The following is a 21,626-nucleotide window of genomic DNA, read 5'->3' as shown; positions in this document are numbered from 1 at the left end:
CTCACCGCAGCCGGGCTCACCGCAGCAGCCGGTACAGCCGGGGCCCGGGAGGCCGGGCCGCCCGCCGCGCCCGAGCCGCGGGTATCCTCCCGCCGGGCGCGTCAGGCGGCGACCGCGTGCGGGGCGGTGGCCTTGGCCCAGCGTTCGAGGGCGGCCTCCGCCGCGCCGCTGTCGACGGCCTCCGCCGCCTCCGTCACTCCGGCCGCCAGCCGCTCGGTCACCGGCCGGTCCACCGGCGCCAGGGCGGCCAGCCCCGCGGCGGCGGACAGCAGCACCGCGTCCCGCACCGGACCCCGCTCGCCCGCGAAGACCCGCCGCGCCACCGCGGCGTTGTGCGCCTTGTCGCCGCCGCGCAGCGCCGCCGCGGAGGAGCGCGGGATGCCGATGTCGGTGGGGTCGAAGGTCTCCCTGCGCACCTCGCCGCCGGTCACCGACCAGACGGTGGACGTGGAGGTGACGGTCAGTTCGTCCATTCCGTCGTCCCCGCGGAACACCAGCGCGGAGACCCCGCGCCGTGCCAGGACCTCGGCCATCAGCGGCGCCATCAGCGGGTCGGCGACGCCGACCGCCTGGGCGGTGGGGGCGGCCGGGTTGGTGAGCGGGCCGAGCACGTTGAAGACCGTACGGATGCCCAGCTCCCGGCGGACGGTGGCCGCGTGCCGCATGGCCGGGTGGAAGGCCGGGGCGAAGCAGAAGACGATGCCGGTCTCCTCCAGCAGGGCGGGCAGCAGTTCGGCCGGGACGTCCAGGGACACACCGAGTTCCTGGAGCACGTCGGCGGAGCCGCAGGCGGACGACGCGGCCCGGTTGCCGTGCTTCACCACCCGGGCGCCCGCCGCGGCCGCCACCACGGCCGACATGGTGGAGATGTTCACGCTGTTCGAGCCGTCGCCGCCGGTGCCCACGATGTCCAGGGTCGGGCCGGGGACCGTGAGCGGTACGGCGTGCCAGGACATGGCGCGCACCAGGCCCTCGATCTCCTCCGACGTCTCGCCCTTGGCGCGCAGCGCGACCAGCAGCCCGGCGAGCCGGGCCGGACCGGCCTGGCCCGTCATCACCTGGTCCATCGCCCAGGCGGTTTCGTTCCCGCCCAGGTCGCGGCCCTTCAGCAGCGACTCGACGAGCTCGGCCCAGGAACGGCGCTTCGGCTGCGGAACCGTGGGTGAAGCCATGGGAATTCCCCCCTCGAACGACGACCGGGTGCTGTCCGGTTCATTCTCGGTGCGGCCGCACACGGCTTCCAGACCAGAAGGACCGAGAAAGAGCAGTCCAATTCTCAGAAGAAGGGAGACGGCATGTCCCTGCATATGCCGGTCCGTGTCGCCAGGGATTCCGACGAGTCACTCACTTCGCAGATCCAGAGCTTCATCAAACGAGAGATAACCGAGGGAATTCTCCACCCCGGGACGCGCCTTCCGTCCAGCCGCGCGCTTTCCGGCGATCTGGACGTCTCGCGCAGCGTCGTCGTGGAGGCGTACGAGCAGCTGATCGCCGAGGGTTATCTGGAGGCGGTCCGGGGCTCGGGCACCCGCGTGGTGCGTCATCTGCCCGGCCGGCCCGGCCCGTCCGCGCTGCTGGACATCGGCGGCGGCGCGGACGACGCGGAGCGGACCCCGGCGGGCGTGCGGTGGGATCTGCGCACCGGCGGCAGGAACGTCCCCGCCTTCCCGCGCCGCGCCTGGCTCACCTGCTACCAGCGGGTCCTGGAGTCGGCCGGCTCCCGCGCGCACGGCTATCCGCCGCTGCTCGGCGAGGAGCCGCTGCGCGTCGAACTGGCCCAGTACCTGGGCCGGCTGCGCGGGGTGCACACCGAGCCGGGCCGGCTGATGGTGGTCTCGGGATTCGCGCAGGCGCTGGCGCTGCTGTGCACCGTGCTGGCGCGCACCGGGTCGCGGGAGCTGGCCCTGGAGGACCCCGGCCACCCCGGGCAGCGGCGGTTCATCCGGGAGAGCGGGGTGCGGCCGGTGCCGGTGCCGGTCGACGAGGAGGGGCTGGACGTGGACGCGCTGGCCGCGACCGGCGTACGGGCCGTGCTGGTCACGCCCGGGCACCAGTTCCCCACCGGTGTCGTGCTCTCGGCCCGCCGCCGGGAGGCGCTGGTGCGCTGGGCCCGGGACACCGGCGGCTGGATCGTCGAGGACGACTACGACGGCGGGCTCTGGTACGACCGGGCGCCGCAGCCCCTGGCCCTCCAGCGGCTCGCCCCGGACCGGGTCGTCTACGCCGGAACGGCCAGCAAGACCCTCGCGCCCGGGCTCCGGCTCGGCTGGCTGTCGGCCCCACGGCCGGTGCTGGACGCCCTGGAGCGGGTCCGCGGGCGATTCGACCTCGGCACCGACGCGTACACCCAGCTGGCCTTCGCCGAACTGCTCGGCAGCGGCCTGCTCGACCGGCATCTGCGACGGCTGCGGGAGCACACCCGGGACCGCCGGGAGGCGCTGGACCAGGCGGTGGCCCGCCATCTGCCCGGCGCGGAGGTGACCGGGCCCGCGGCCGGGCTGCACGCCTTCGTGCGGCTGCCCCGGCACACCGACGAGACGTCGCTGGCGGCCGGGGCGCTGCTCGGGTCGGTGCTCGTGCGCGGCGCGGAGCCCTTCCGGTTCCGGCCGCGCGGCGACGGGCCGGCCCTGGTGGTCGGCCACGCCCATCTGCCGCGCGGCGGGGTGGCGGAGGCGGTCCGGGTGCTCGGTGCGGCCGGCCGGTGGTGAGCGGCGGTCAGCCGGCCGCGACCGGCGCGCCCCGGCGGGCGGTGACCAGGAAGTTCTCCATCATCTGCAAGCCGCCGGTGCTCATCACCGACTCGGGGTGGAACTGCACGCCCTCCACCGGCAGCGTCCGGTGCCGCAGGCCCATCACATAGCCGTGGTCGGTGGAGTGGGCGGTGGCGGCCAGCTCGCCGGGGAGCGGTTCCGCGACGATCAGCGAGTGGTAGCGGGTGGCCTCCACGGTGTTGCCGAGCCCCTGGAAGACGCCCGCGCCGTCGTGCCGGACGGTGCTGGTGCGCCCGTGCATCAGCTGCCCCGCGACCTCGACGCGGCCGCCGTACGCCAGCGCGATCGCCTGGTGCCCCAGGCACACCCCGAGCAGCGGGGTCCGTCCCGCGAAGTGGTGCACCAGCTCGACGTGGCCCGAGTCGGCCGGGTGGCCCGGCCCCGGTCCGAGCACGACGGCGTCCGGCTCCAGCGCCGCCAGCTGCTCCGGCGTGCGGGTGCGGGAGCGCACCACCAGGGTCCGCGCGCCCAGGGTGCGCAGATACTGGTCGATGATGTGGACGAAGCTGTCGTACGCGTCCAGCAGCAGGACCTTGGTTCCGTCCCCGGTCATCCCGTCAACTCCTCACCGGTGAGCGCCCAGTAGGCCGCCCCCATCTTGACCAGCGTCTCCTGCCACTCGGCGGCGGGCTGCGACTGCGCGACCATGCCCGCCGAGCTCTGGGTGGTGTAGCGCTCCCCGTCGTACTCCACGGTGCGGATGCACAGCGCGAGTTCGCTCCAGCCGCGTACGTCGACCAGCCCGACGGCGCCCGCGTAGTGTCCGCGCGACTCGCGCTCCAGGCCGTCGATGATCTCCATGGCCCGGACCTTGGGCGCGCCCGTCATCGTCCCGGCCGGGAAGGTGGCCCGCACGGCCTGCCAGGGGTCCACGCCCTCCTCCAGCCGGCCGGTGACCGTCGAGACGAGGTGGAAGACGTGGGAGAAGGCCTCCACCGCCATCAGCCGGTCCACCGGCTGGGTGCTGGGCCGGCTGATCCGGCCGATGTCGTTGCGGCACAGGTCGACCAGCATGACGTGCTCGGCCTGCTCCTTCTCCGACTCCCGCAGCTCCTTGACGCGCAGTTCGTTCTCCGCCTCGTCGGAGCAGCGGCGGGCGGTGCCCGCGATGGGCCGCATCACGATCTCGCCGCCCTCGGTGCGGAAGAACAGCTCGGGGCTCGCCCCGATCAGTGCTCCCTCGCCGGAGCCGCCCGCGCGGGGCAGCAGGTACATGTGCGGCGAGGGGTTGCGGCTGCGCAGCCGCCGGTAGACGTCGACCGGGCTGAGCGCGCTGTCCACCTCGATCCGGTGCCCGATCTGGATCTGGTAGAGATCGCCGACCCCGATGTGCTCCAGGCAGCGGTCGGCCCAGCCCAGGAAGGTCTCCCGGTCCACCGAGTCGCGCACGGACCGCGGCGCCGGCGCCGCGGGCACCGTGCCGGTTCCGGCGGCGGCCGCCCGCCGGGCGAGCGCGGCGCAGTCCGGCCCGGCCGGCCGGGCGGGGAAGTGGTCGCTCTCCGCCGTCAGCAGTCCGGCCTCGCCGGAGTCCCGGTCGTACCAGGCCGTGTCGCGGAAGAGGGTGAGCGTGATGTCCGGGGTGCCGGAACTCCCGTCGCGCGGCGGCAGATCCTCCATGTGCCAGGCCGACTCGTAGGCGAAGGCGGCCAGGAAGCCGAAGGCGTACGCCGTGCCGGGCACCGAGGTCTCGACGGCGAACAGCTGTTGCGCCGCCGCGAGCAGCCCCCAGACCTGGGAGGAGTCGCCGAACCCCAGGCCGTCGGAGAATCCCGCCGCCCGGGCCCGCCCGGCCAGCGCGGCGGTGAGCGCCGGGGCGCCGTCGATCTCCACATGGCGGGCGTACACCCGGATCTGGCAGAGCCGGCCGTGGCCGACGACCGCCGTGCGGCGGCCCTGATCCGGGTCGCCCGCGTTCTCGAAGAGGAAGACCTCACCGGCCGGTGAGGTACGGCGCAGCCGCTCGTAGAGCTCCAGAGGGTCGTGTGAAGGGAGTGCGGTCCTGCTGACGCGTACCCCGATCGGTCTGTTGCCCGGCATGGATCCTCCCTGTGGCGCGGCTTCGGTTACTGGATGCGGAACTGCACACGACAGAAGCGAAACAGCCGGCCGCCGGTCACTGCCAGACCAGTCCGCCCGTGTTTTCCCGGTCCAATCCCCGAATTGCCGCGCACCGGCCCGACCTGCGGAATTCACTGGTCGCTTAAGCAGCTGGATGGAGGCCGGACAGCGCAAATAAAATCGCTCCACTGCGGTGATGAAGAGAGAGGGTGATCAGCGATGTTCGGTGATGGCGGGCGACGCGAAACGAAGGAATTTCCTCCCACGCTCAGCTGTGAAGTGCCCGGTGTGGACGCCCCGGAATGGGTGGCGGAGCACCGCCCGGCCGTCGAGTCGCTCCTGCACGAGCACGGCGCGGTGCTGCTCCGCGGCCTGCGGGTGCAGGACGCCGACACCTTCCAGGCGGTGGCCGGCTCGCTGGTCGGCACGCTCTACGGGGACTACGGCGACCTGCCGCACGAGAAGGACGCCGACCGGGTCTACAAGTCCACGCCCTACCCCAACCACCAGTCGATCCTCTTCCACCACGAGAGTTCGCACATGCCGCAGTGGCCGAGCCGGCAGTTCTTCTGCTGCGTCCAGCCCTCGGCGGAGGGCGGCTGCACCCCGATCGTCGACGGCCGCGAGGTGTACGCCGCGCTGCCGGAGGACATCCGCGAGCGCTTCGAGACCGCCGGCATCCGCTACGTCCGCAACTTCGTGGAGGGCCTGGACGTCGGCTGGCAGGAGATGTTCGGCACCGACGACCGGGACGAGGTGGTGCGGCGCTGCGCCGCCCAGGACGTCGAGTGCGAGTGGCTGCCGAACGGCACGCTGCGCACCACGCAGTGGGCGCCGGCCGTCATCCGCCATCCGCGCAGCGGCGAACCGGTCTTCTTCAACCAGCTCTTCCTGCACCACACCGCCTGTCTGGAGCCGTCGGTGCGGGAACTCCTGGTCTCCCTCTTCGGCGAGAACGAGGCCGACTTCCCGCGCAGCGCCTGCTACGGGGACGGCACCCCGATCCCGGCCGACACGGTCGAGCTGCTGCGCGGCCTCTACGACAGCCTCGCCCACCGCTTCACCTGGCAGAAGGGTGATGTGGTGGTGATCGACAACATGCTCGTCTCGCACGGCCGCGACCCCTTCGAGGGAGAGCGCAAGATCATGGTCGCGATGGGCGACATGGTCACCCGCGGCGAGCTGAGCAAGGGGCCGGTGGCCGTCTGAGGCCACGCCCGACGGCGGCCCGCAGCGCGGCGGGCCGGCGACACGGAACGGGCCCGCGCCGGGCCGGACGGAGAAGCGGACAACAGGAGTGGCCATGACCTCGTCGGTGCAGCTACCGGGTCCGGTGCGCGGTGAAGAGCACGCGGCCGCGGCCGAGACGGTGATCCACCTGGTGCGGGAGCACGCCCGGCTGCGGCCGGACGCGGTCGCCGTGGAGAGCGGCGAGACGCTCCTGACGTACGCCGCGCTGTGGCGCCGGGTGCTGGTGATCGCGGCCGCTCTCGACGAGGCCGGCGCCGGGCCCGGTGACCGCGTCGTCGTACGGGCCGACCGCAGCGCCGGAGTCGTCGCCGCCGCGCTCGCCGTCATGGCGCTGCGCGCGGTGTACGTCCCCGTCGACCCGGCCCACCCGGTGGAGCGGACCGCCGCCGTCGTCTCCGGCGCCGACCCGGTCGCCGTCGTCCACGACGGCACCGGCTTCCCCGAGGCGCCGGCCGGGCGCGTGCTCCCGGTCCTCGACGTGGCGGCGCTCCCGGACCCGCCCGGCGGCACCGCGCCGCCGGAGCGTGAACTGCCGCGGGCCGGCGACGCCGCGTACGTCGTCTTCACCTCCGGGTCCACCGGCAAGCCGAAGGGCGTCGTCGTCGAGCACGGCTCGCTGGTCAACTACGTCGGCTGGTGCGGCTCGCTGGTCGGCCGGTCCGGCGACGGCAGCCCGCTGTTCGCCAGCCTCGGCTTCGACCTCGCCATGACGTCGCTGTGGGTGCCGCTCGCGCAGGGCCGCCGGGTCGTGACCGTCGCCGGCATGTGGGACCAGGCGGCGCTGTTCCGGGCACGCGACCCGCGCTACACCTTCCTCAAGCTGACGCCCTCGCACGCCCGCTTCTTCGACGTGCTGGCCGAGCCGCCGCGCTACGCCCGGGCCACCCGCACCCTGATGTTCGGCGGCGAGGGCCTGGACCCGGCGCTGGTGCGCACCCTCGCGCCGCGGCTGGGCGGGGTCCGGCTGATCAACCACTACGGGCCGACGGAGACCACCATCGGCTGCTGCGCCCATGTGTTCGACCGCGGCACCGAGATCGGCACGCCGACCGTGCCGATCGGCACCCCGGCCTGGAACACCCGGGCCCATGTCGTCGACGAGCAGCTGCGCCCGGTGCCGCCCGGCACCGCCGGCGAACTGGTGATCGCGGGCCGCGCGGTCGCCGCGGGCTACCTCGGCCGCCCGGCCGACGAGCGGTTCGTCGACGAGAGCGAGCTGGGCGGCCCGTCCGGCCGCGCCTACCGCACCGGGGACATGGTCGAACGGCTCGACAGCGGCGCCCTGCTCTACCTCGGGCGCCGCGACGACCAGCTGAAGGTGAGCGGGCACCGGGTCGAGCTGGGCGAGCTGCGCCACCACGTGCTGTCGGTTCCCGGGGTGGCGGACACCGCCTTCGAGGTGGTCCGCGGACCGGTCGACACGCTGGCCGCCTTCGTCGTGCCCACGCAGCCCCGGACGGGCGCCGACGCCAAGGACTTCGGCGAGCTGGTACGGAGCGTGCTCGCCGGCGTGCTGCCCTCGGTGCTCGTACCGGGCGAGGTGCACGTGGTGTCCCGGCTGGTGGTCAACGCCAACGGGAAGTGCGACGTCCGGGCCACCCGGGAGCGCCTGCGGGAACTGGCCGGGTAGTCCCGTGCACGCCCTCGCCGCCCGGCACCGGGTCACCGTCGTGGTCACTCCGACGTCCGGGCTGGGCGACCGGGCGTCCCGCGACCGGGTGCTGGCGGCCGCGGCCCGCGTCACCGGTGCCGGGCCCGGGCGGCTCCGCATCGGCCACGAGCCGGGCGGCCGCCCCGTGCTGTCCGGGCTCGGCCCCGGCGTCCATGTGAGCCTCAGTCACGGACGGGGCTTCGCGGCACTCGCGCTCACCGGACTCGGCCCGCTCGGCGTCGACGTCGAGGTGGAGCGCCCGGTGCACGCGCGGCGCATGGCCGAGCGCTGGTTCACCGCGGCGGAGTCGCGCTGGCTGCGCGAGCGTCCCGAGGAGGAACGCCGGGCCGCCTTCTTCTGGCTGTGGACCCACAAGGAGGCCATGGGCAAGGCGTACGGCACCGGTCTCGACGACGGCGGGCTGCTGCGCCCCGCGCCGCTGCCGGAGGGCCGGCCGCCGCGCGGCGCCGGGCGCCCGCCGCTGCTGCTGCCCGCCCCCGCGGACGGGGAACTCTCCGTCGCCGCTCCGTTCGTACGGCCCGGGGTCGCGCTGGCCGTCGCGGTGCTCGGCCGGCACGCCCGGAGCGCGCCCGTGGACGTACGGCTGTGCCTGCCGGAGGCGGCCGGGCCGCCCCCTTGAGCCGTTTCGGTTGACACCGCTCATGACACCTGTCAGATTTGAATTACAGGTGGAGTGAAGGGGGTGAGTGTTCTGACGAGCGAAGAGCTGCTGGCTCTGCTCGCCGCCGTGGGACATGCCCAGCGGCTGCGGATCGTCGGAGAGCTGGCCCAGGGGCGGTTGCACGTCAGCGAGCTGGCCCGCCGGCTCGGACTGTCACGGCCCCTGCTCTACATGCACTTGGAGCGGCTGGAGAAGGCGGGACTCGTCGCCGGTGCGCTGGAGTTGTCCGCCGACGGCAAGGCGATGAAGTTCTTCGAGCTTCTCCCCTTCGACATCCATGTGACGGTCGACACCGTCCTCACCGCGCTGCGGGAGGACCAGGCACTGGCCGCAGGAGCGGAACGCGGCACAGCAGAGAAGGGAAAGCGCACATGAATGGCGGCATCATCGCCATCCTCATCACCTTGACCGTCATCGGCGGAGTGAGTGTGAGCACGGTCGCCTACTTCACGCTGCAGCGGCACCGCGCCGACGCGGTGGCGATGGCCGGCTACCGGAAACTGGCCGAAGAGGCCGTGGCCAACCAGGAGGCGCTGCGCGCCGAGCTGGAGGCCGTGACGGCCCGGCTGACCGCTGTCGAAGAACTGCTGCGAAGCGTCGACGCATGACCGGCACACCGCCCGCGTCCACGCCGGCCGCCCGGACGAGAGGCGGCGGCCTCCGGCAGGCGTCCGCCCCGCGCCCGGTCGCCGCCTCCCTGCGGCTGCTCCGCGGCGCGGCACCCTGGAAGGCCACCGCCTATCTCGCGGGCCATGTGCTGCTGGGCCCGCCCATGTTCGCCTTGTGCACGGTCACGCTCGTGGTGACCTTCGCCCTCAACATCACCATGCTGGGACTGCCGCTGCTGCTCGTCGCCGCGGCCGTGCTGCGCGGCTGCGCGCACATCGAGCGGATGCGCGTCCGGCTCGTCGCCGAGCCCGTGCAGGCGGCGTACCGGACCGTCGAACCGACCGGGCTGCTGGCCGCCGTCAAGGCCCGCTGGTCGGATCCCGCCACCCTGCGCGACGTCGCCTGCCTGGTCGTCCTCTTCGTACCGCTGCTGCTGCTGGACGCCCTCGCCCTCGCGCTCTGGGTCACGACGCTCGCCCTGATCCTGGTGCCCACCTGGTACTGGGCGGTGCCCGACGGCAGCGCCATCGTCGTCCTGCGGGTCGACACCCTGCCCGCCGCCTGCCTGGCAGCCCTCGCGGCCTGCCTGCTGGCGCTCGTCACTGTCCACGCGGTGGTCGGCGCGGCCAAGCTGCACTCCACCGTGGTCCGTTACGTTCTCGGCCCACGGGCCGATCCACTGGCCGAGGCCAAGCGCCTGCTGGCCGAACCCGGACCGCTCGCCCGGCCGGGCTTATCCGAGAGCACGACCAGCCACCCAGGGGGATGAATCCATGAACACCGCACCGGTGCGCGGCGCCGGCACCGACGACGTCGTACGGATGACGAAGGTCCTGCGCACCTACGGCAACGACCGCAACCGCGTGGTCGCGCTCGACGAGGTCTCGATCTCCTTTCCCCGCGGCACCTTCACGGCCGTGATGGGACCGTCCGGATCGGGCAAGACCACGCTCCTGCAGTGCGCCGCGGGGCTGGACCGGCCCACCGGCGGCTCCGTCCTCCTCGACGGCCAGGAGCTGACCGGGCTCGACGAGAAGGACCTGACCCGGCTGCGGCGGGAGCGGATCGGCTTCGTCTTCCAGGCGTTCAACCTGCTGCCCGCGCTGGACGTCGCCGAGAACGTCGCGCTGCCGCTGCGGCTGGCCGGGCGCAAGCCCGAGCGCGGCGCGGTCGACGCGGTGCTGGACCGGGTCGGTCTCGGGGACCGCAAGAGCCACCACCCGGGGGAGCTGTCCGGCGGCCAGCAGCAGCGCGTGGCGATCGCCCGCGCCCTCATCACCAAGCCCGCGGTGATCTTCGGTGACGAGCCGACGGGCGCGCTGGACACCCGTACCGCGCTGGAAGTCCTGTGGCTGCTGCGGGAGACCGTGCACCAGGGTGGCCAGACGGCCATCATCGTCACCCACGACCCGGTGGCCGCCTCGCACGCGGACCGGGTCGTCTTCCTCGCCGACGGGCAGATCGTCGACGAGGTGTACGGAGCCTCCGCCGACCGGATCGCCGAGCGGATGACGCACCTGGGCGCCTGGGGCGACCGGCGCACCGCCGGCTATGCCGAAGGGGCCGTGTGATGTTCCATCTCGCCCTGCAGACCCTGAAGTTCCGCAAAGGCAGCTTCCTGGCGTCCTTCGTGGCGCTGTTCTTCGGCGCCACCATCCTGGTGGCCTGCGGCTCCCTGATGGAGACCGGCATCCGCAGCGTCGTGCCGCCCCAGCGGCTCGCCGCCGCACCCGTGGTGGTCACCGGCGACCAGTCCTTCGACCACGACGTGCTGCCCGAGCGGTCCCGCCTCGAAGGCTCCCTGGTGGAGCGGATCGAGGCGCTCCCCGGTGTGGAACGCGCCGTCCCCGACGTCTCCTTCCCCGTCACCGTCCTCGGTGACGGCGGACCCGCCGACGGCGGCGAGGACCTCGCGGGCCACGGCTGGTCGTCGGCGGCGCTGGGCGGCGCCCGCCTCGCCGAGGGGGAACAGCCCCGCGGCCGCGGCGAGGCCGTCCTCGACGCGCGGCTGGCCGAGCGGCTCGGTGTCGGCCCCGGCGACCGGCTCCCGTTCGCCGCAGGCGGCGGCGCGGAGGAGGCCCGGGTCACCGGTGTCGTCGAGTCCGCCCGCGGCCCCGCCGGGACCCTGTACTTCACGGACGAGGAGGCCGGGCGGCTGCTCGGCCGGCCCGCCCAGGTCGACTCCATCGGCGTACTGCCCGAACAGGGCGTGTCCGTGTCCGAGCTGGAGAAGACCGTCGACGGTGTGCTCGAGGAGATGTCCGCGGTCACCCTCACCGGTGACGACCGCGGAACCGCCGAGTTCCCCGAGGCCCTCCAGGCGTCCACCCGGCTGATCTCCATGTCCGCGGTGTTCGGCGGCATCGCCGTGATGGTCGCCGTCTTCGTGGTCGGCTCCACGCTCGCCCTGCTCGTCCAGCAGCGGCTGCGGGAAATGGCCCTGCTGCGCGCCATCGGCTCGATGCCCGGGCAGATCCGCCGCATGATCGTCGGCGAGACCCTGGTCATCGCCCTCGGCGCGATCGTGCTCTCGCTGCTGCCCGGCCGTCTCGTCGGCGACTGGATGCTGGCCCGGCTCGCCGGCGGGGGAGTGGTCGCGCCCGAGATCGTCTACCACTCCGGCTGGGTCCCGATGGTCGTGGCCGCCGCCGCGTCGGCCGGCTCCGCGGTGGCCGCCGCCTTCATCGCCTCGCGCCGCGCGGCGCTGGCACGCCCCGCCGACGCGCTCGCCGAGTCCGGGCTCCAGCGCCACTGGATCAGCGGACCGCGGCTGGTCTTCGCCATCCTCTGCTTCGTCGGCGGAACGGTGCTGGCGTTCGTCACCGCCACCGTGATGGAGGGCACCGTCGCGGCCAGCACCGCCGGGCCGTCCGCGATGCTGTGGGCCGGCGGCATCGCGCTGATCAGCCCCGGGGTGACCCGGGTGCTGACGGCGCTGCTGCGCTGGCCGCTGCGCGCCGTCTCCGGCTTCGCCGGCCGGCTGGCCCTGACCAACGCCCGGGCCCGGCGGATCCGGATGGCCGGGGCCGTCACCCCGGTGATGCTGGCCACCGGGCTCGCCACGGCTCTGATCTACCTCCAGACGTCCCAGGCCGAGGCGTCCACGGAGGCCGCCTCCGAGCTGATCGCCGCCGACGCGGTCATCACCTCCGCGGTCGGCGGGATGGAGTCGGGGCTCGTCGACGAGGCCGGGCAGGTCCCGGGGGTCGACGCGGCCACCGCGTACACCTCCGGCACGGCGTACATCATCAAGCCGCTCTCCGCCGAGGAGAAGGAGGAGGGCGACGAACCGGACAACACCGAACTGGTCGTGCAGGGCGTGTCCTCCGGCGGAGCCGCGAAGAACCTCGCGGTGTCGCCGGAGGAGGGCTCCTTCGAGGAACTGCAGGGCGAGACCGTCGTCCTGCCCACGTCCCTCACGGGGGAGAAGGGCCAGGCGGTCGGCGACACCGTGCAGATGCTGCTCGGTGACGGCACGCAGCTGCCGGTGAAGGTCGTGGGCTCGTACGAGGCCCGGGCCGGCTTCGAGACCGCGTTCCTGCCCGCCGAACTGATGCTGGAGCACTCCACCACCGGCCTCGTCCCGCAGATCCTGGTGTCCGGCGAGGACGGCACCTCCACGGCCCAGCTCGTCGAGTCGCTGCGGGCGCTGGGCGAGGACCGGCCGGGGCTCCAGGTCGCCGAACGGGCGGAGGTCGAGGCGGCGGCGCAGGACAGCGCCACCAGCGCCTGGATCAACTACCTGCTGGCCGGCACCATCATCGGCTACGCGGTGATCTCCCTGGTGAACACCCTGATCGTGTCCGCGGCCGAGCGCCGCCGCGAGTTCGCGCTCCAGCGGCTCGTGGGCGCCACCCCGGGCCAGGTCCTGCGGATGATGACCGTGGAGTCGATCCTGGTCGCCGTGATGGGCATCGTGCTGGGCACCGGTGTCGCCCTCGCCACCCTGGCGCCGTTCGGCATCGCGCTGGGCGGCTCCTGGATGCCTCAGGGGCCGGTCTGGATCTATCTCCTCGTCATCGGCTTCGCCGGCCTGCTGACCCTGGGCGCCAGCCTGCTGTCGACGCGTCGCGCCATGCGCGTCCGGCCCGCCGAGGCCGTCGCCGTGACCTGACGCGTCCCCACGGGACCCGTTGTCCCGCCCTGGCCGCCGCTGCGGCCGGTCTCCCCCGGGCCGGCCGCAGCGGCTTTTTGCGCCCCTTTCGCAGGCCCGCACCCGCCCGCCGCCGGTCAATTCACCTGCGTTTTTCGCCCGGTACTTAAGAATATGTTTTCGCCGGTGCGGGCTGCCTAGCCTTGTTTGAGTTCGGAACCGCGGGCTTACTGCATCGGAGGCAGGCATGCTCAACAGAGTTGTCATCGTGGGTGGCGGTACGGCGGGATGGATGACGGCCTCGTATTTCAAGGCCGCGTTCGGCGACCGGATCGACATAACCCTTGTCGAGTCCGGAAACGTCGGCGCCGTCGGCGTGGGGGAGGCGACCTTCAGCGACATCCGCCACTTCTTCGAGTTCCTGGGACTCAAGGAGAAGGACTGGATGCCGGCCTGCAACGCCACGTACAAGCTGGCGGTGCGCTTCGAGAACTGGCGGGAGCAGGGCCACTACTACTACCACCCCTTCGAGCAGATGCGGTCGGTCAACGGCTTCGCGCTGACCGACTGGTGGCTGAAGGAGAAGCCCACCGAGCGGTTCGACAAGGACTGCTTCGTGATGTCCTCCGTCATCGACGCCGGCCTGAGCCCGCGCCATCTCGACGGCTCGCTGATCGACCAGCCCTTCGACGAGGGCGCGGAAGAGATGCACGGCCTGACGATGTCCGAGCACCAGGGCAAGACCCAGTTCCCCTACGCCTACCACTTCGAAGCCGCCCTGCTGGCCAAGTACCTGACGCAGTACTCGGTGGACCGCGGCGTCAAGCACATCATCGACGACGTCAGCCACGTCGACCTCGACGAGCGGGGCTGGATCACCGGCGTCCGCACCGGCGAGCACGGCGACCTCACCGGTGACCTGTTCATCGACTGCACCGGTTTCCGGGGGCTGCTGCTGAACAAGGCCCTGGAGGAGCCGTTCATCTCCTACCAGGACACCCTGCCCAACGACAGCGCCGTCGCCCTCCAGGTGCCGATGGACATGGAGAAGCGCGGCATCCGGCCCTGCACCACCGCCACCGCCCAGGACGCGGGCTGGATCTGGACGATCCCGCTCATGGGCCGGGTCGGCACCGGATACGTCTACGCCAAGGACTACCTGTCCCCGGACGAGGCGGAGCGCACCCTGCGCGAGTTCGTCGGCCCCGCCGCGGCGGACGTCGAGGCCAACCACATCAAGATGCGCATCGGCCGCAGCCGGAACTCCTGGGTGAAGAACTGCGTCGGAATCGGCCTGGCGAGCGGATTCGTCGAGCCGCTTGAATCCACCGGTATTTTCTTCATTCACCACGCCATCGAGCAGCTCGTCAAGAATTTCCCGGGACCCGACTGGGACGCCACTTACCGGAATCGCTACAACGACGCCGTTTCCCATGTCATGGACGGCGTACGTGAATTCCTGGTGCTGCATTATGTGGCGGCCAAGCGACAGGACAACCAATACTGGAAGGACACGAAGACCCGCGCCGTCCCGGACGGGCTCGCCGAGCGGCTGGAGAAGTGGAAGACCCAGCTGCCGGACAGCGAGACCATCTTCCCGTACTACCACGGGCTGCCGGCGTACTCCTACATGTGCGTGCTGCTCGGCATGGGCGGCATCGACGTGAAGCCGTCGCCCGGCCTGGCGCTCACCGACAGCGCCGCCGCGCAGCGTGAGTTCGCCGACATCCGGGAGAAGACCCGGCAGCTCACGGAGACCCTGCCGAAGGCGTACGACTACTTCTCCCAGTGGCACTGACGGTGTACGTCCTGCATGTGGCCGCAGCGCTCGCGGTGGTGCTCGCCACCGCGGTGCTCGGCCGGCTGACCGCCCGGCTGCTGCGGCAGCCCGAGGTGATCGGGGAGATCGTGGTGGGGCTGCTCGCCGGCCCCGCCGCGATCGCCCTGGCGGGACGTGACTGGTTCACGCTGCTGCTGCCCGAACGGGTGCTGGACGGCCTCGGCGTGATCGCCGAGGCCGGTCTGGTGCTCTTCCTCGTCGGCCTCGCCCACTCGCTGCACCACGGCGACAACGGCGGGCGGTCGGCCCGCCGGGCCACGGCCTGGATCAGTGCGGGGTCCTTCGTGCTGCCGCTGCTGACCGGGCTGCTGCTGGCCGGCTGGATCATCGCGAGGGGAGACCCCGCGGTGCGCGGCACCGCTCCGCTGCCGGCCTTCTGCCTGATGCTGGCGGTGGCGATGTCGATCACCGCGGTGCCGGTGCTCGCGCGGATCCTCACCGACCGCGGCATGAGCGGGACGGCGGCGGGCGGGCTCGCGCTCGGCTCGGCCATCACGATCGACGCCCTCGGCTGGCTGGGCCTGACCGTGGCACTCGGCCTCGGCGCCGGTGACGCGGCCGGAGCCCTCCGTGCGGCGGCGGCCCTGGCGCTGGGCGCGGCGGGCGCCCTGACGGTGCGGTACGCCATGCGCACCCGGGCGGGCCGGCGGCTGCCGGCCCGGCTGCCGCGGACCGCGGCGCTGCTGCTGGCCGCGGTGGCCCTGCTGGTCTCCTTCGGCATGGAACACCTCGGCATGACCGCCGTGCTGGGCGCGGCCATGGTCGGCTTCGCGATCCCGCGCGACAAGCCGGCCCCCTGGGCCGGTGCCGCCGCTTCGGTGGGCCGGGCGGGGCGGGCGCTGGCGCCGGCGTTCTTCGTGGTCACCGGCATCACGGTGCTCGACGAGTCGCTCACCTCGGTGCCCTGGCCGCTGATCGTCGCGGCGGTGGTGCTCGGCTGTCTGGGCAAGGGCGTCGGCGGATACCTCGGGGCACGGCTCGGCGGCTGTTCCTCCTTCGAGTCGCGCCAGATCGGCGTGCTGATGAACAGCCGGGGACTGACCGAACTCATCGTGCTGCAGGCCGGGCTGAGTGCCGGGCTGCTGACCGAGGCACTGGTCCTGGCTCTGATCGTCATGGCGGTGACCACGACGGTGATGACCGGACCGCTCCTGATGCTCCTGGACCGCACAGCGGCACCGGCCCCACGGCGGGTGCCCGTACCCACAGAAAGTGGTGTGTGATGACCGACTCCGCCACCCGGGCGCCGGCGACGGCGACCCCGGACGACTTCCGGACGCTGATGAGCGGTTTCCCGACCGGCGTCAGTGTCGTCACGGCCACCGGTGACGACGAGACGCCGCGCGGGATGACCTGCTCCTCGGTGTGCAGCGTCTCGCTGGACCCCCCGGTACTGCTGGTCTGCCTGCGCGACGGCAGCCCCACCCTCGACGCCGTGGTGGGCTCCGGCTCCTTCGCGGTGAACCTGCTGCACGGGCGTGCCGAGGAGACCGCGAAGCTGTTCGCCTCCGGCAACCCGCACCGCTTCAAGCTGGTGCCCTGGGACGGCGCCGGGGAGGCCGCCGGCCCCCATCTGACCCGGGACGCCCACACGGTGGCCGACTGCGAGGTGCTGCTCACCCAGCGGGTGGGCGACCACGTCGCCGTGTACGGCACCACCAGGCGCGTCACCGAGTGGTCGGACCAGGCCCCGCTGCTCTACGGACGGCGGGAGTTCCGTACCTGGTCCGAGGAGTAGCCCGGCGCGACCGCGCGGGGCGGTGGCAGGCGCCGCGGCCCCGGGCGGTCAGCTCGCGGCGGACTCGGGAACGAGGTCCGCCGCGGGCATCGCCACGGACACCGGCCGCGGCATGCTGGGCAGCCGGCCGCCGAGCAGCGCCATACCGAGGGGAGTCACCGTGTGCAGCACGTTGTTCCGCACCCGCCGCGTCGTGATGAGCCCCGACTGCCGCAGCACCGAGGCGTGCTGGCTGGCACCGGCGGAGGAGATGCCCAGGTGCGCCGCCAGCTGGCTGGTGGTGCAGGTGGCCGTCAGCGCCCGCAGCGCGGCGGCCCGCGTCTGGCCCACCAGCGCGCTGAGCGCCTGCGCGCTGCTGTCGGGCGGACCGCTCCACAGGTCGGCCGCCCGGGTGAAGGTGGCGGGTGTGGCGAAGACCAGGGCGGCCATGCCGGACTCCCGCTCGACCTCCACGACCCGGCCGCTGCGGCCCGGCAGGAAGACCGAGGGGCACAGCAGGAGCCCGCGGCCGTCGAGCCGGACGTCGAGGTCCGGCCCGTCGTGGATCTCCAGCACCGGCGGTTTCCAGAGGATCTTCGGGTGCAGCGTGGCCAGCAGCCGTTCCACGCCGCCGGTCGTGGTGATCCGGCCGCGGGCGTCGCAGTCCGCCCGCAGCCGTTCGTGGATGCGCTCCCAGTACGGGGCCACGCCGACCCGCCACACGTCCAGCGCGAGCCGGGCCGCCTCCGGGCCGGACAGCCCCCTGGTCTCCGCGGCGGTCCGCCGGGGAGACCTTTCCAGCAGGAACAGCAGGTCGTCCGGGCTCCCCACACTGCGCATCAGCTGCGCCCACGTCCTCCCGGGAGAGCCCTGCTGACGCAGCCGGCCGAGTGCCTCGCCGCGCCAGCGGGCGTAGTCGGCATTGCCGGACCGGGCCAGCACGCCGAGCGCGAAGACACCTTCGGCCACCGGGCCGAGGGTGCTCTGCAGTCGGGTGCGGGCCAGGTCGGATGCGGTGAGGTGGATTCTCTGCATGGGTCTCGCCCCTAGGAGTGAAGGTCCGGGGAAGCGCCCTGGGCAGTCGGCGCCTGGCCGGTGAGGTGGAGGAAGACGTCGTCCAGCGTGGGTCTGCGCAGCCCGAACTCCGCGACCCGCACACCGGCGTCGCGGAGGGCCGTGGCCGCGGTGGCGACGTCGTCCAGGCCGTCGGTGACCGCCAGCGCGACGGTGGACCGCTGCTCGTCGACGTGCGCGTCGCCCCCGGTGACCCGGGCCAGCGCGGCCCGGGCCGCGGGCAGGGCCGCCCGGTCGGCGACCGTGAACTCCAGCCGGGCCTGCCCCACCTTGTTCTTCAGCTGGTCCGCGGTGCCGTCCGCGATGACCCGGCCGTCGGCGAGCACCACGATCCGGTCGGCCAGCTGGTCGGCCTCCTCCAGGTACTGCGTGGTGAGCAGGACGGTGACCCCGTCCGCGACCAGGTCCCGCACCGCCTTCCACAGCAGGTTCCGGCTGGCCGGGTCCAGGCCCGTGGTGGGCTCGTCGAGGAACAGCACGGCCGGCCTGACGACGAGGCAGCTCGCCAGGTCCAGCCGGCGCCGCATGCCGCCCGAGTACGTGCCGACGGGCCGGTCGGCGGCGTCCAGGAGCCCGTAACGTGCCAGCAGCTCCTCCGCGCGGCGGCGCGCGCCGGTCCGGCCGAGGTGCAGCATCGTGCCGATGAGCACCAGGTTCTGGCGCCCCGTCAGCAGGGTGTCGACGGCCGCGTACTGACCGGCGAGCGCGATGTTGCGGCGGACGTCGGCGGGCCGCCGCACCACGTCGTGGCCCGCCACCCGGGCCGTCCCGGAGTCGGGTGCCAGCAGGGTCGACAGCACCCGCACCGTGGTGGTCTTGCCGGCCCCGTTCGGGCCGAGCAGGGCCAGCACGCTGCCGGACGGCACCGACAGGTCGATGCCGTCGAGCGCCTGCTTGTCCTTGTGCCGCTTGCGCAGCCCGGTCGCCTCGATCGCCAGTTCCGCGGCCATCGGGTCAGCGGCCCTGGTCGGCGGTGCTCTGCTCGCGCAGGCTCAGCGGGCGCAGATCGGTCCAGTTGTTCTCCACGTAGGCCACCGCGGCCTCCCGCGTGCCGGCCTCCTGGGCGACCGTCCAGCCGTCGGGCACGGCGGCGAACGAGGGCCAGATGCTGTGCTGGCCCTCCCGGTTCACCACGACCAGGAAGAAGCCGTTCTCATCGTCGAAGGGGTTGCTCACAGCGCACGCTCCGTCTCCGTAGCAGGGTGGGTGCGGGGCGCGGCGGGGGCTTCACGCACCGCTCCGCGCCTGCACACCGATGCTGCCGTGAGGTGCTGATCTGCGGCTGACCGCTGCCTGATGCCCGGCTCGAGCCGGGGTACGGCGACGTGTCCCGCCGGCGGCCGGACGGGGGCCCGACGGGGGCTGCCGGCGGCCGGACGGGGCCCCGCCCGGCCGTCGGCCGGACACGGAGGAGCCCGGCCGTGACGGGGGGCACGGCCGGGCTCGGTCGGGGCGGGACCCGGGGCGGATCCCGGAAGGGCTCTCCGGCGGGACGGCTCCCCGGCGGGACGGTTCCGCCGGAGGAGCGGTGTCCTCGGCGCGGGCGGTGCCTAGTTGCCCACGGTGCGGTAGCGGCGCAGTCCGAACACGGTGGTCAGCAGGAACACCGCGCCCAGCGTCAGCGCGATCACGAGCGCCGGGTGCTCGGCGGGGAAGCCGCTGCCGGCGGCCGAGGGGTTGCCCCACAGTTCGCGGCACGCCTGGGCGACGGCGCTGACCGGATTCCACTCCGCGAACGCCCGCAGCCAGGCGGGCAGGTTCTGCGGTGCCAGGAAGGCACTGGAGAGGAAGGGCAGCACGGTCACCACCAGCGGGGTGAGCGAGCTGATGGTCTCCAGGCTGCGGGAGGCGAGACCGAGCAGCACCCCGACCCAGAGCATCACGTAGTTGAACACCGCGATCAGCCCGAAGCCGGCCAGTACGGCCGCCGCGCTGCCGTGCGGCCGCCAGCCCAGCAGCAGCCCGAACCCGGTGACGACCACCAGCGAGCCCAGCCCGACCAGGAAGTCCGCGAGGGTGTGCCCGAAGAGCACCGCCCCCCGGGACACCGGCATCGACCGGAAGCGGTCGATCACCCCGCCCCGCACGTCGGAGGCCACCGCGATGGCGGTCGGGCCGACACCGGCCAGCCCGCCCTGGATCACGGCCCCCGCGAACAGGTACTCCTGATAGCTGCCGTTGCCCGGGATCACCAGCGACTTCTCCAGCAGGAAGCCGAGGACGAGCATGGTCAGCAGCGGATTGAGGGTGATCCCCAGAAACCGGCCCGGGGCCCTGCGCAGGTGGCGCAGCCGCCGGCCGGCGACCGCCAGCGTCTCCGTGAGCGCGGCGGTCCGGGCCGGGGCGCGGGGGGTCCAGGCGGCGGTCGCCACGGCCGTCATGTGGTGCCGCCCGTACGGGTGCTCTGCGCGGCGGCCATGTGCAGCCGCTGGAGCTCGGCCGCGACGGCCGCGCCGACCAGCGCCAGCGGGTCCGGGTGCATCATGTAGTCGTGGCTGCACGGCACCTGGTGGACGACCACGGTCCCGTCCACATGCCGCTCCCACTGCGCGGCGCGCTCCGCGACCTCCGCGTCGGAGGCGTTGGCCGAGGCCACGAAGAGCTGCATCCGCCCGCTGAAGGCGCCCGGGTCGTGCTCGCTCATCAGCCGGGCGTTGTTGCGCATCGTCTCCAGCATCGCCAGCACCCGCTGCTCGCCGAGTCCGGCCAGCGGGCTGTTGCCGCGCCGCAGGACGTCGACGACGTCGGCGGGGGTCAGCTCGCGCCCGGCGAACTCGGACTTGTCGTGCCCGACCAGCTCCACCACCCAGCCGAGCAGCGACTGGTCGTCGCCGACCTCCTCGTCCGCGGTGCGCGGATAGGAGTCGAGGTTCGCCAGCAGGCCGACCTCGTCGCCGCCCTCCTGGAGCCGGGCGGCGATCTCGTAGGCCAGTGAGCCGCCGAAGGACCAGCCCAGCAGGTGGTACGGGCCCTGCGGGCTGACCTTGCGGATCAGCTCCGCGTACTCCGCGGCCATCTCCCGCACGGTGCCCGGCAGCGGGGCGAGTTCGCTGATGCTGGGCGCCTGGATGCCGTAGATGGGGTGCTCGTCGCCGATGTGGCGGGCGAGACCGACGTAGGGAAGGGCGAAGCCCACGCCGCTGTGCAGGCAGAACAGCGGCGGCCGGGAGCCGCCCTGCTTGAGCTGGACGACGGTGCCGAACGGGTCGTTCTCCTCGGGCGAGCCGAGCTGCGCGAAGACCTCGTCGATGACGGAGCCGCGCGGCGGGTCCTGGCGGACCGGGCCCTCCCGGCGGTCGGCCTCGGCCGCCAGGGCCGCGACCGTCTGGTGCGCGAACACGTCCGCGATCTCCAGCTGGGTGCCGGCGGCGCGGGCCTTGGCGACGACCTGCATGGAGCGGATGGAGTCCATGCCGATGGTGAAGAAGTTGTCGTCGACGGTGATCCCGTCCCGGCCCAGGACCTCGGTGAGCACGCCCAGCAGGACCTCCTCCCGCCGGGTGCGGGGGCCGCCGGCGGGCGCGGACTCCGCGGGCCCGGACGCCGTGCCGGCCTCCGCCGGGCCGGCCGTGTCCTCCTCGGGGCGCAGGGCGGTGGGTTCGGCCGGCAGCAGCGTGCCGTCCTCGGCCCAGCGGACCAGCTCGCCGGTGCGGAACATCCGGGAGCCCTCCGGGCCGAACGGGTCGGCGACGAAGAACTCCGCGGTCAGGCCCGGCCGGTGCAGATAGCCGCGCGCCAGCCGGCCGCCCGCGAGGTGCAGCTCGCCGATGGCTCCGGGCGCGACCGGGGCCAGCCGCTCGTCCAGGACGTACGCCCGGGTGTGCCCGGCGGGCCGGCCGCCGTCGAGGATCCCGGCGGGCACCCGGTCGTCGGGCTCCAC

19 protein-coding genes and 2 pseudogenes are annotated in these 21,626 nt (G+C 73.4%); 12 read left to right on the top strand and 9 right to left on the bottom strand.

What is annotated here, in order from left to right:
- Positions 1 to 101 precede the first annotated feature (101 nt).
- A complete protein-coding gene (gene trpD / locus GCU69_RS23195) occupies positions 102 to 1,172 on the bottom strand; it encodes an anthranilate phosphoribosyltransferase (protein ID WP_098752424.1) in 1,071 nt (356 codons plus the stop codon).
- A 123-nt stretch (positions 1,173 to 1,295) separates the two neighbouring features.
- On the opposite strand from trpD, the gene pdxR reads away from it, so the two are divergent.
- The gene (pdxR, locus tag GCU69_RS23190; RefSeq protein WP_098752423.1) at positions 1,296 to 2,708 is read left to right on the top strand and encodes a MocR-like pyridoxine biosynthesis transcription factor PdxR; all 1,413 of its coding nucleotides are present in this window, start codon (positions 1,296 to 1,298) and stop codon (positions 2,706 to 2,708) included.
- Between the two features lie 7 nt (positions 2,709 to 2,715).
- Here the strand turns inward: pdxR and GCU69_RS23185 are convergent, their stop codons facing one another.
- Together GCU69_RS23185 and GCU69_RS23180 are read right to left on the bottom strand one after the other, a co-directional pair.
- On the bottom strand, positions 2,716 to 3,324 hold the full coding sequence (locus GCU69_RS23185) for an anthranilate synthase component II (RefSeq protein ID WP_098752422.1): 609 nt from the start codon (positions 3,322 to 3,324) through the stop codon (positions 2,716 to 2,718).
- Positions 3,321 to 4,808 carry an anthranilate synthase component I family protein gene (locus tag GCU69_RS23180; RefSeq protein ID WP_156207068.1) on the bottom strand — a complete coding sequence of 496 codons (1,488 nt, stop codon included), beginning with the start codon at positions 4,806 to 4,808 and terminating at the stop codon, positions 3,321 to 3,323. The genes GCU69_RS23185 and GCU69_RS23180 overlap by 4 nt, the downstream gene beginning before the upstream one ends.
- 240 nt (positions 4,809 to 5,048) lie before the next feature.
- Here GCU69_RS23180 and GCU69_RS23175 point away from each other — a divergent pair, with 240 nt between their 5' ends.
- From GCU69_RS23175 to GCU69_RS23125, 11 genes are all read left to right on the top strand, one after another.
- Positions 5,049 to 6,038, top strand: coding sequence for a TauD/TfdA family dioxygenase (locus tag GCU69_RS23175; protein WP_156207067.1), 990 nt, complete (start codon positions 5,049 to 5,051; stop codon positions 6,036 to 6,038).
- A gap of 94 nt (positions 6,039 to 6,132) precedes the next feature.
- On the top strand, positions 6,133 to 7,710 hold the full coding sequence (locus tag GCU69_RS23170) for an amino acid adenylation domain-containing protein (protein WP_156207066.1): 1,578 nt from the start codon (positions 6,133 to 6,135) through the stop codon (positions 7,708 to 7,710).
- Positions 7,711 to 7,714: 4 nt separating this feature from the next.
- Positions 7,715 to 8,371, top strand: coding sequence for a 4'-phosphopantetheinyl transferase family protein (locus tag GCU69_RS23165; RefSeq protein ID WP_098752418.1), 657 nt, complete (start codon positions 7,715 to 7,717; stop codon positions 8,369 to 8,371).
- Between the two features lie 72 nt (positions 8,372 to 8,443).
- On the top strand, positions 8,444 to 8,788 hold the full coding sequence (locus GCU69_RS23160; RefSeq protein ID WP_098752426.1) for an ArsR/SmtB family transcription factor: 345 nt from the start codon (positions 8,444 to 8,446) through the stop codon (positions 8,786 to 8,788).
- Positions 8,785 to 9,021: a hypothetical protein gene (locus tag GCU69_RS23155; RefSeq protein ID WP_098752417.1), complete on the top strand. Its 237-nt coding sequence runs from the start codon at positions 8,785 to 8,787 to the stop codon at positions 9,019 to 9,021. Before GCU69_RS23160 ends, GCU69_RS23155 begins: the two co-directional genes overlap by 4 nt.
- The gene (locus GCU69_RS23150) at positions 9,018 to 9,791 is read left to right on the top strand and encodes a sensor domain-containing protein (protein ID WP_098752416.1); all 774 of its coding nucleotides are present in this window, start codon (positions 9,018 to 9,020) and stop codon (positions 9,789 to 9,791) included. The genes GCU69_RS23155 and GCU69_RS23150 overlap by 4 nt, the downstream gene beginning before the upstream one ends.
- A 4-nt stretch (positions 9,792 to 9,795) precedes the next feature.
- A complete protein-coding gene (locus tag GCU69_RS23145; protein ID WP_098752415.1) occupies positions 9,796 to 10,593 on the top strand; it encodes an ABC transporter ATP-binding protein in 798 nt (265 codons plus the stop codon).
- Positions 10,593 to 13,136, top strand: a complete 2,544-nt coding sequence (locus tag GCU69_RS23140; RefSeq protein WP_156207065.1) for an FtsX-like permease family protein — start codon at positions 10,593 to 10,595, stop codon at positions 13,134 to 13,136. Before GCU69_RS23145 ends, GCU69_RS23140 begins: the two co-directional genes overlap by 1 nt.
- A 226-nt stretch (positions 13,137 to 13,362) precedes the next feature.
- Positions 13,363 to 14,913, top strand: a complete 1,551-nt coding sequence (locus GCU69_RS23135) for a tryptophan halogenase family protein (protein ID WP_098752413.1) — start codon at positions 13,363 to 13,365, stop codon at positions 14,911 to 14,913.
- A complete protein-coding gene (locus GCU69_RS23130; protein ID WP_098752412.1) occupies positions 14,904 to 16,178 on the top strand; it encodes a cation:proton antiporter in 1,275 nt (424 codons plus the stop codon). Before GCU69_RS23135 ends, GCU69_RS23130 begins: the two co-directional genes overlap by 10 nt.
- The gene (locus GCU69_RS23125) at positions 16,178 to 16,693 is read left to right on the top strand and encodes a flavin reductase family protein (RefSeq protein WP_098752411.1); all 516 of its coding nucleotides are present in this window, start codon (positions 16,178 to 16,180) and stop codon (positions 16,691 to 16,693) included. The genes GCU69_RS23130 and GCU69_RS23125 overlap by 1 nt, the downstream gene beginning before the upstream one ends.
- Positions 16,694 to 16,741: 48 nt before the next feature.
- Here GCU69_RS23125 and GCU69_RS23120 read toward each other — a convergent pair whose 3' ends face one another.
- The 6 genes and pseudogenes from GCU69_RS23120 to GCU69_RS34975 all read right to left on the bottom strand — a co-directional run.
- On the bottom strand, positions 16,742 to 17,707 hold the full coding sequence (locus GCU69_RS23120; RefSeq protein WP_098752410.1) for an ArsR/SmtB family transcription factor: 966 nt from the start codon (positions 17,705 to 17,707) through the stop codon (positions 16,742 to 16,744).
- Between the two features lie 11 nt (positions 17,708 to 17,718).
- Positions 17,719 to 18,696 (bottom strand): ATP-binding cassette domain-containing protein, encoded by a 978-nt coding sequence (locus tag GCU69_RS23115; protein WP_098752409.1) that lies wholly within the window; start codon positions 18,694 to 18,696, stop codon positions 17,719 to 17,721.
- 4 nt (positions 18,697 to 18,700) lie between these two features.
- Positions 18,701 to 18,922, bottom strand: a complete 222-nt coding sequence (locus tag GCU69_RS23110) for an MbtH family protein (RefSeq protein ID WP_098752408.1) — start codon at positions 18,920 to 18,922, stop codon at positions 18,701 to 18,703.
- A 374-nt stretch (positions 18,923 to 19,296) separates the two neighbouring features.
- Entirely contained in the window at positions 19,297 to 20,127 is an 831-nt protein-coding gene (locus tag GCU69_RS23105) for an ABC transporter permease (RefSeq protein ID WP_098752425.1), read from the bottom strand.
- A pseudogene (locus GCU69_RS34980) lies at positions 20,124 to 21,221 on the bottom strand (alpha/beta fold hydrolase); the annotation flags it as partial. The gene GCU69_RS23105 and the pseudogene GCU69_RS34980, both read right to left, overlap by 4 nt.
- Positions 21,222 to 21,356: 135 nt before the next feature.
- Positions 21,357 to 21,569 (bottom strand): annotated as a pseudogene (locus GCU69_RS34975) (hypothetical protein); the annotation flags it as partial.
- Positions 21,570 to 21,626 lie beyond the last annotated feature (57 nt).

The organism is Streptomyces lycii (genome assembly GCF_009735685.1).
Classification (GTDB): domain Bacteria; phylum Actinomycetota; class Actinomycetes; order Streptomycetales; family Streptomycetaceae; genus Streptomyces; species Streptomyces lycii.
The sequence above is the reverse complement of the archived record's forward strand: the minus strand, read 5'-3'. Positions and strand labels throughout refer to the sequence as shown.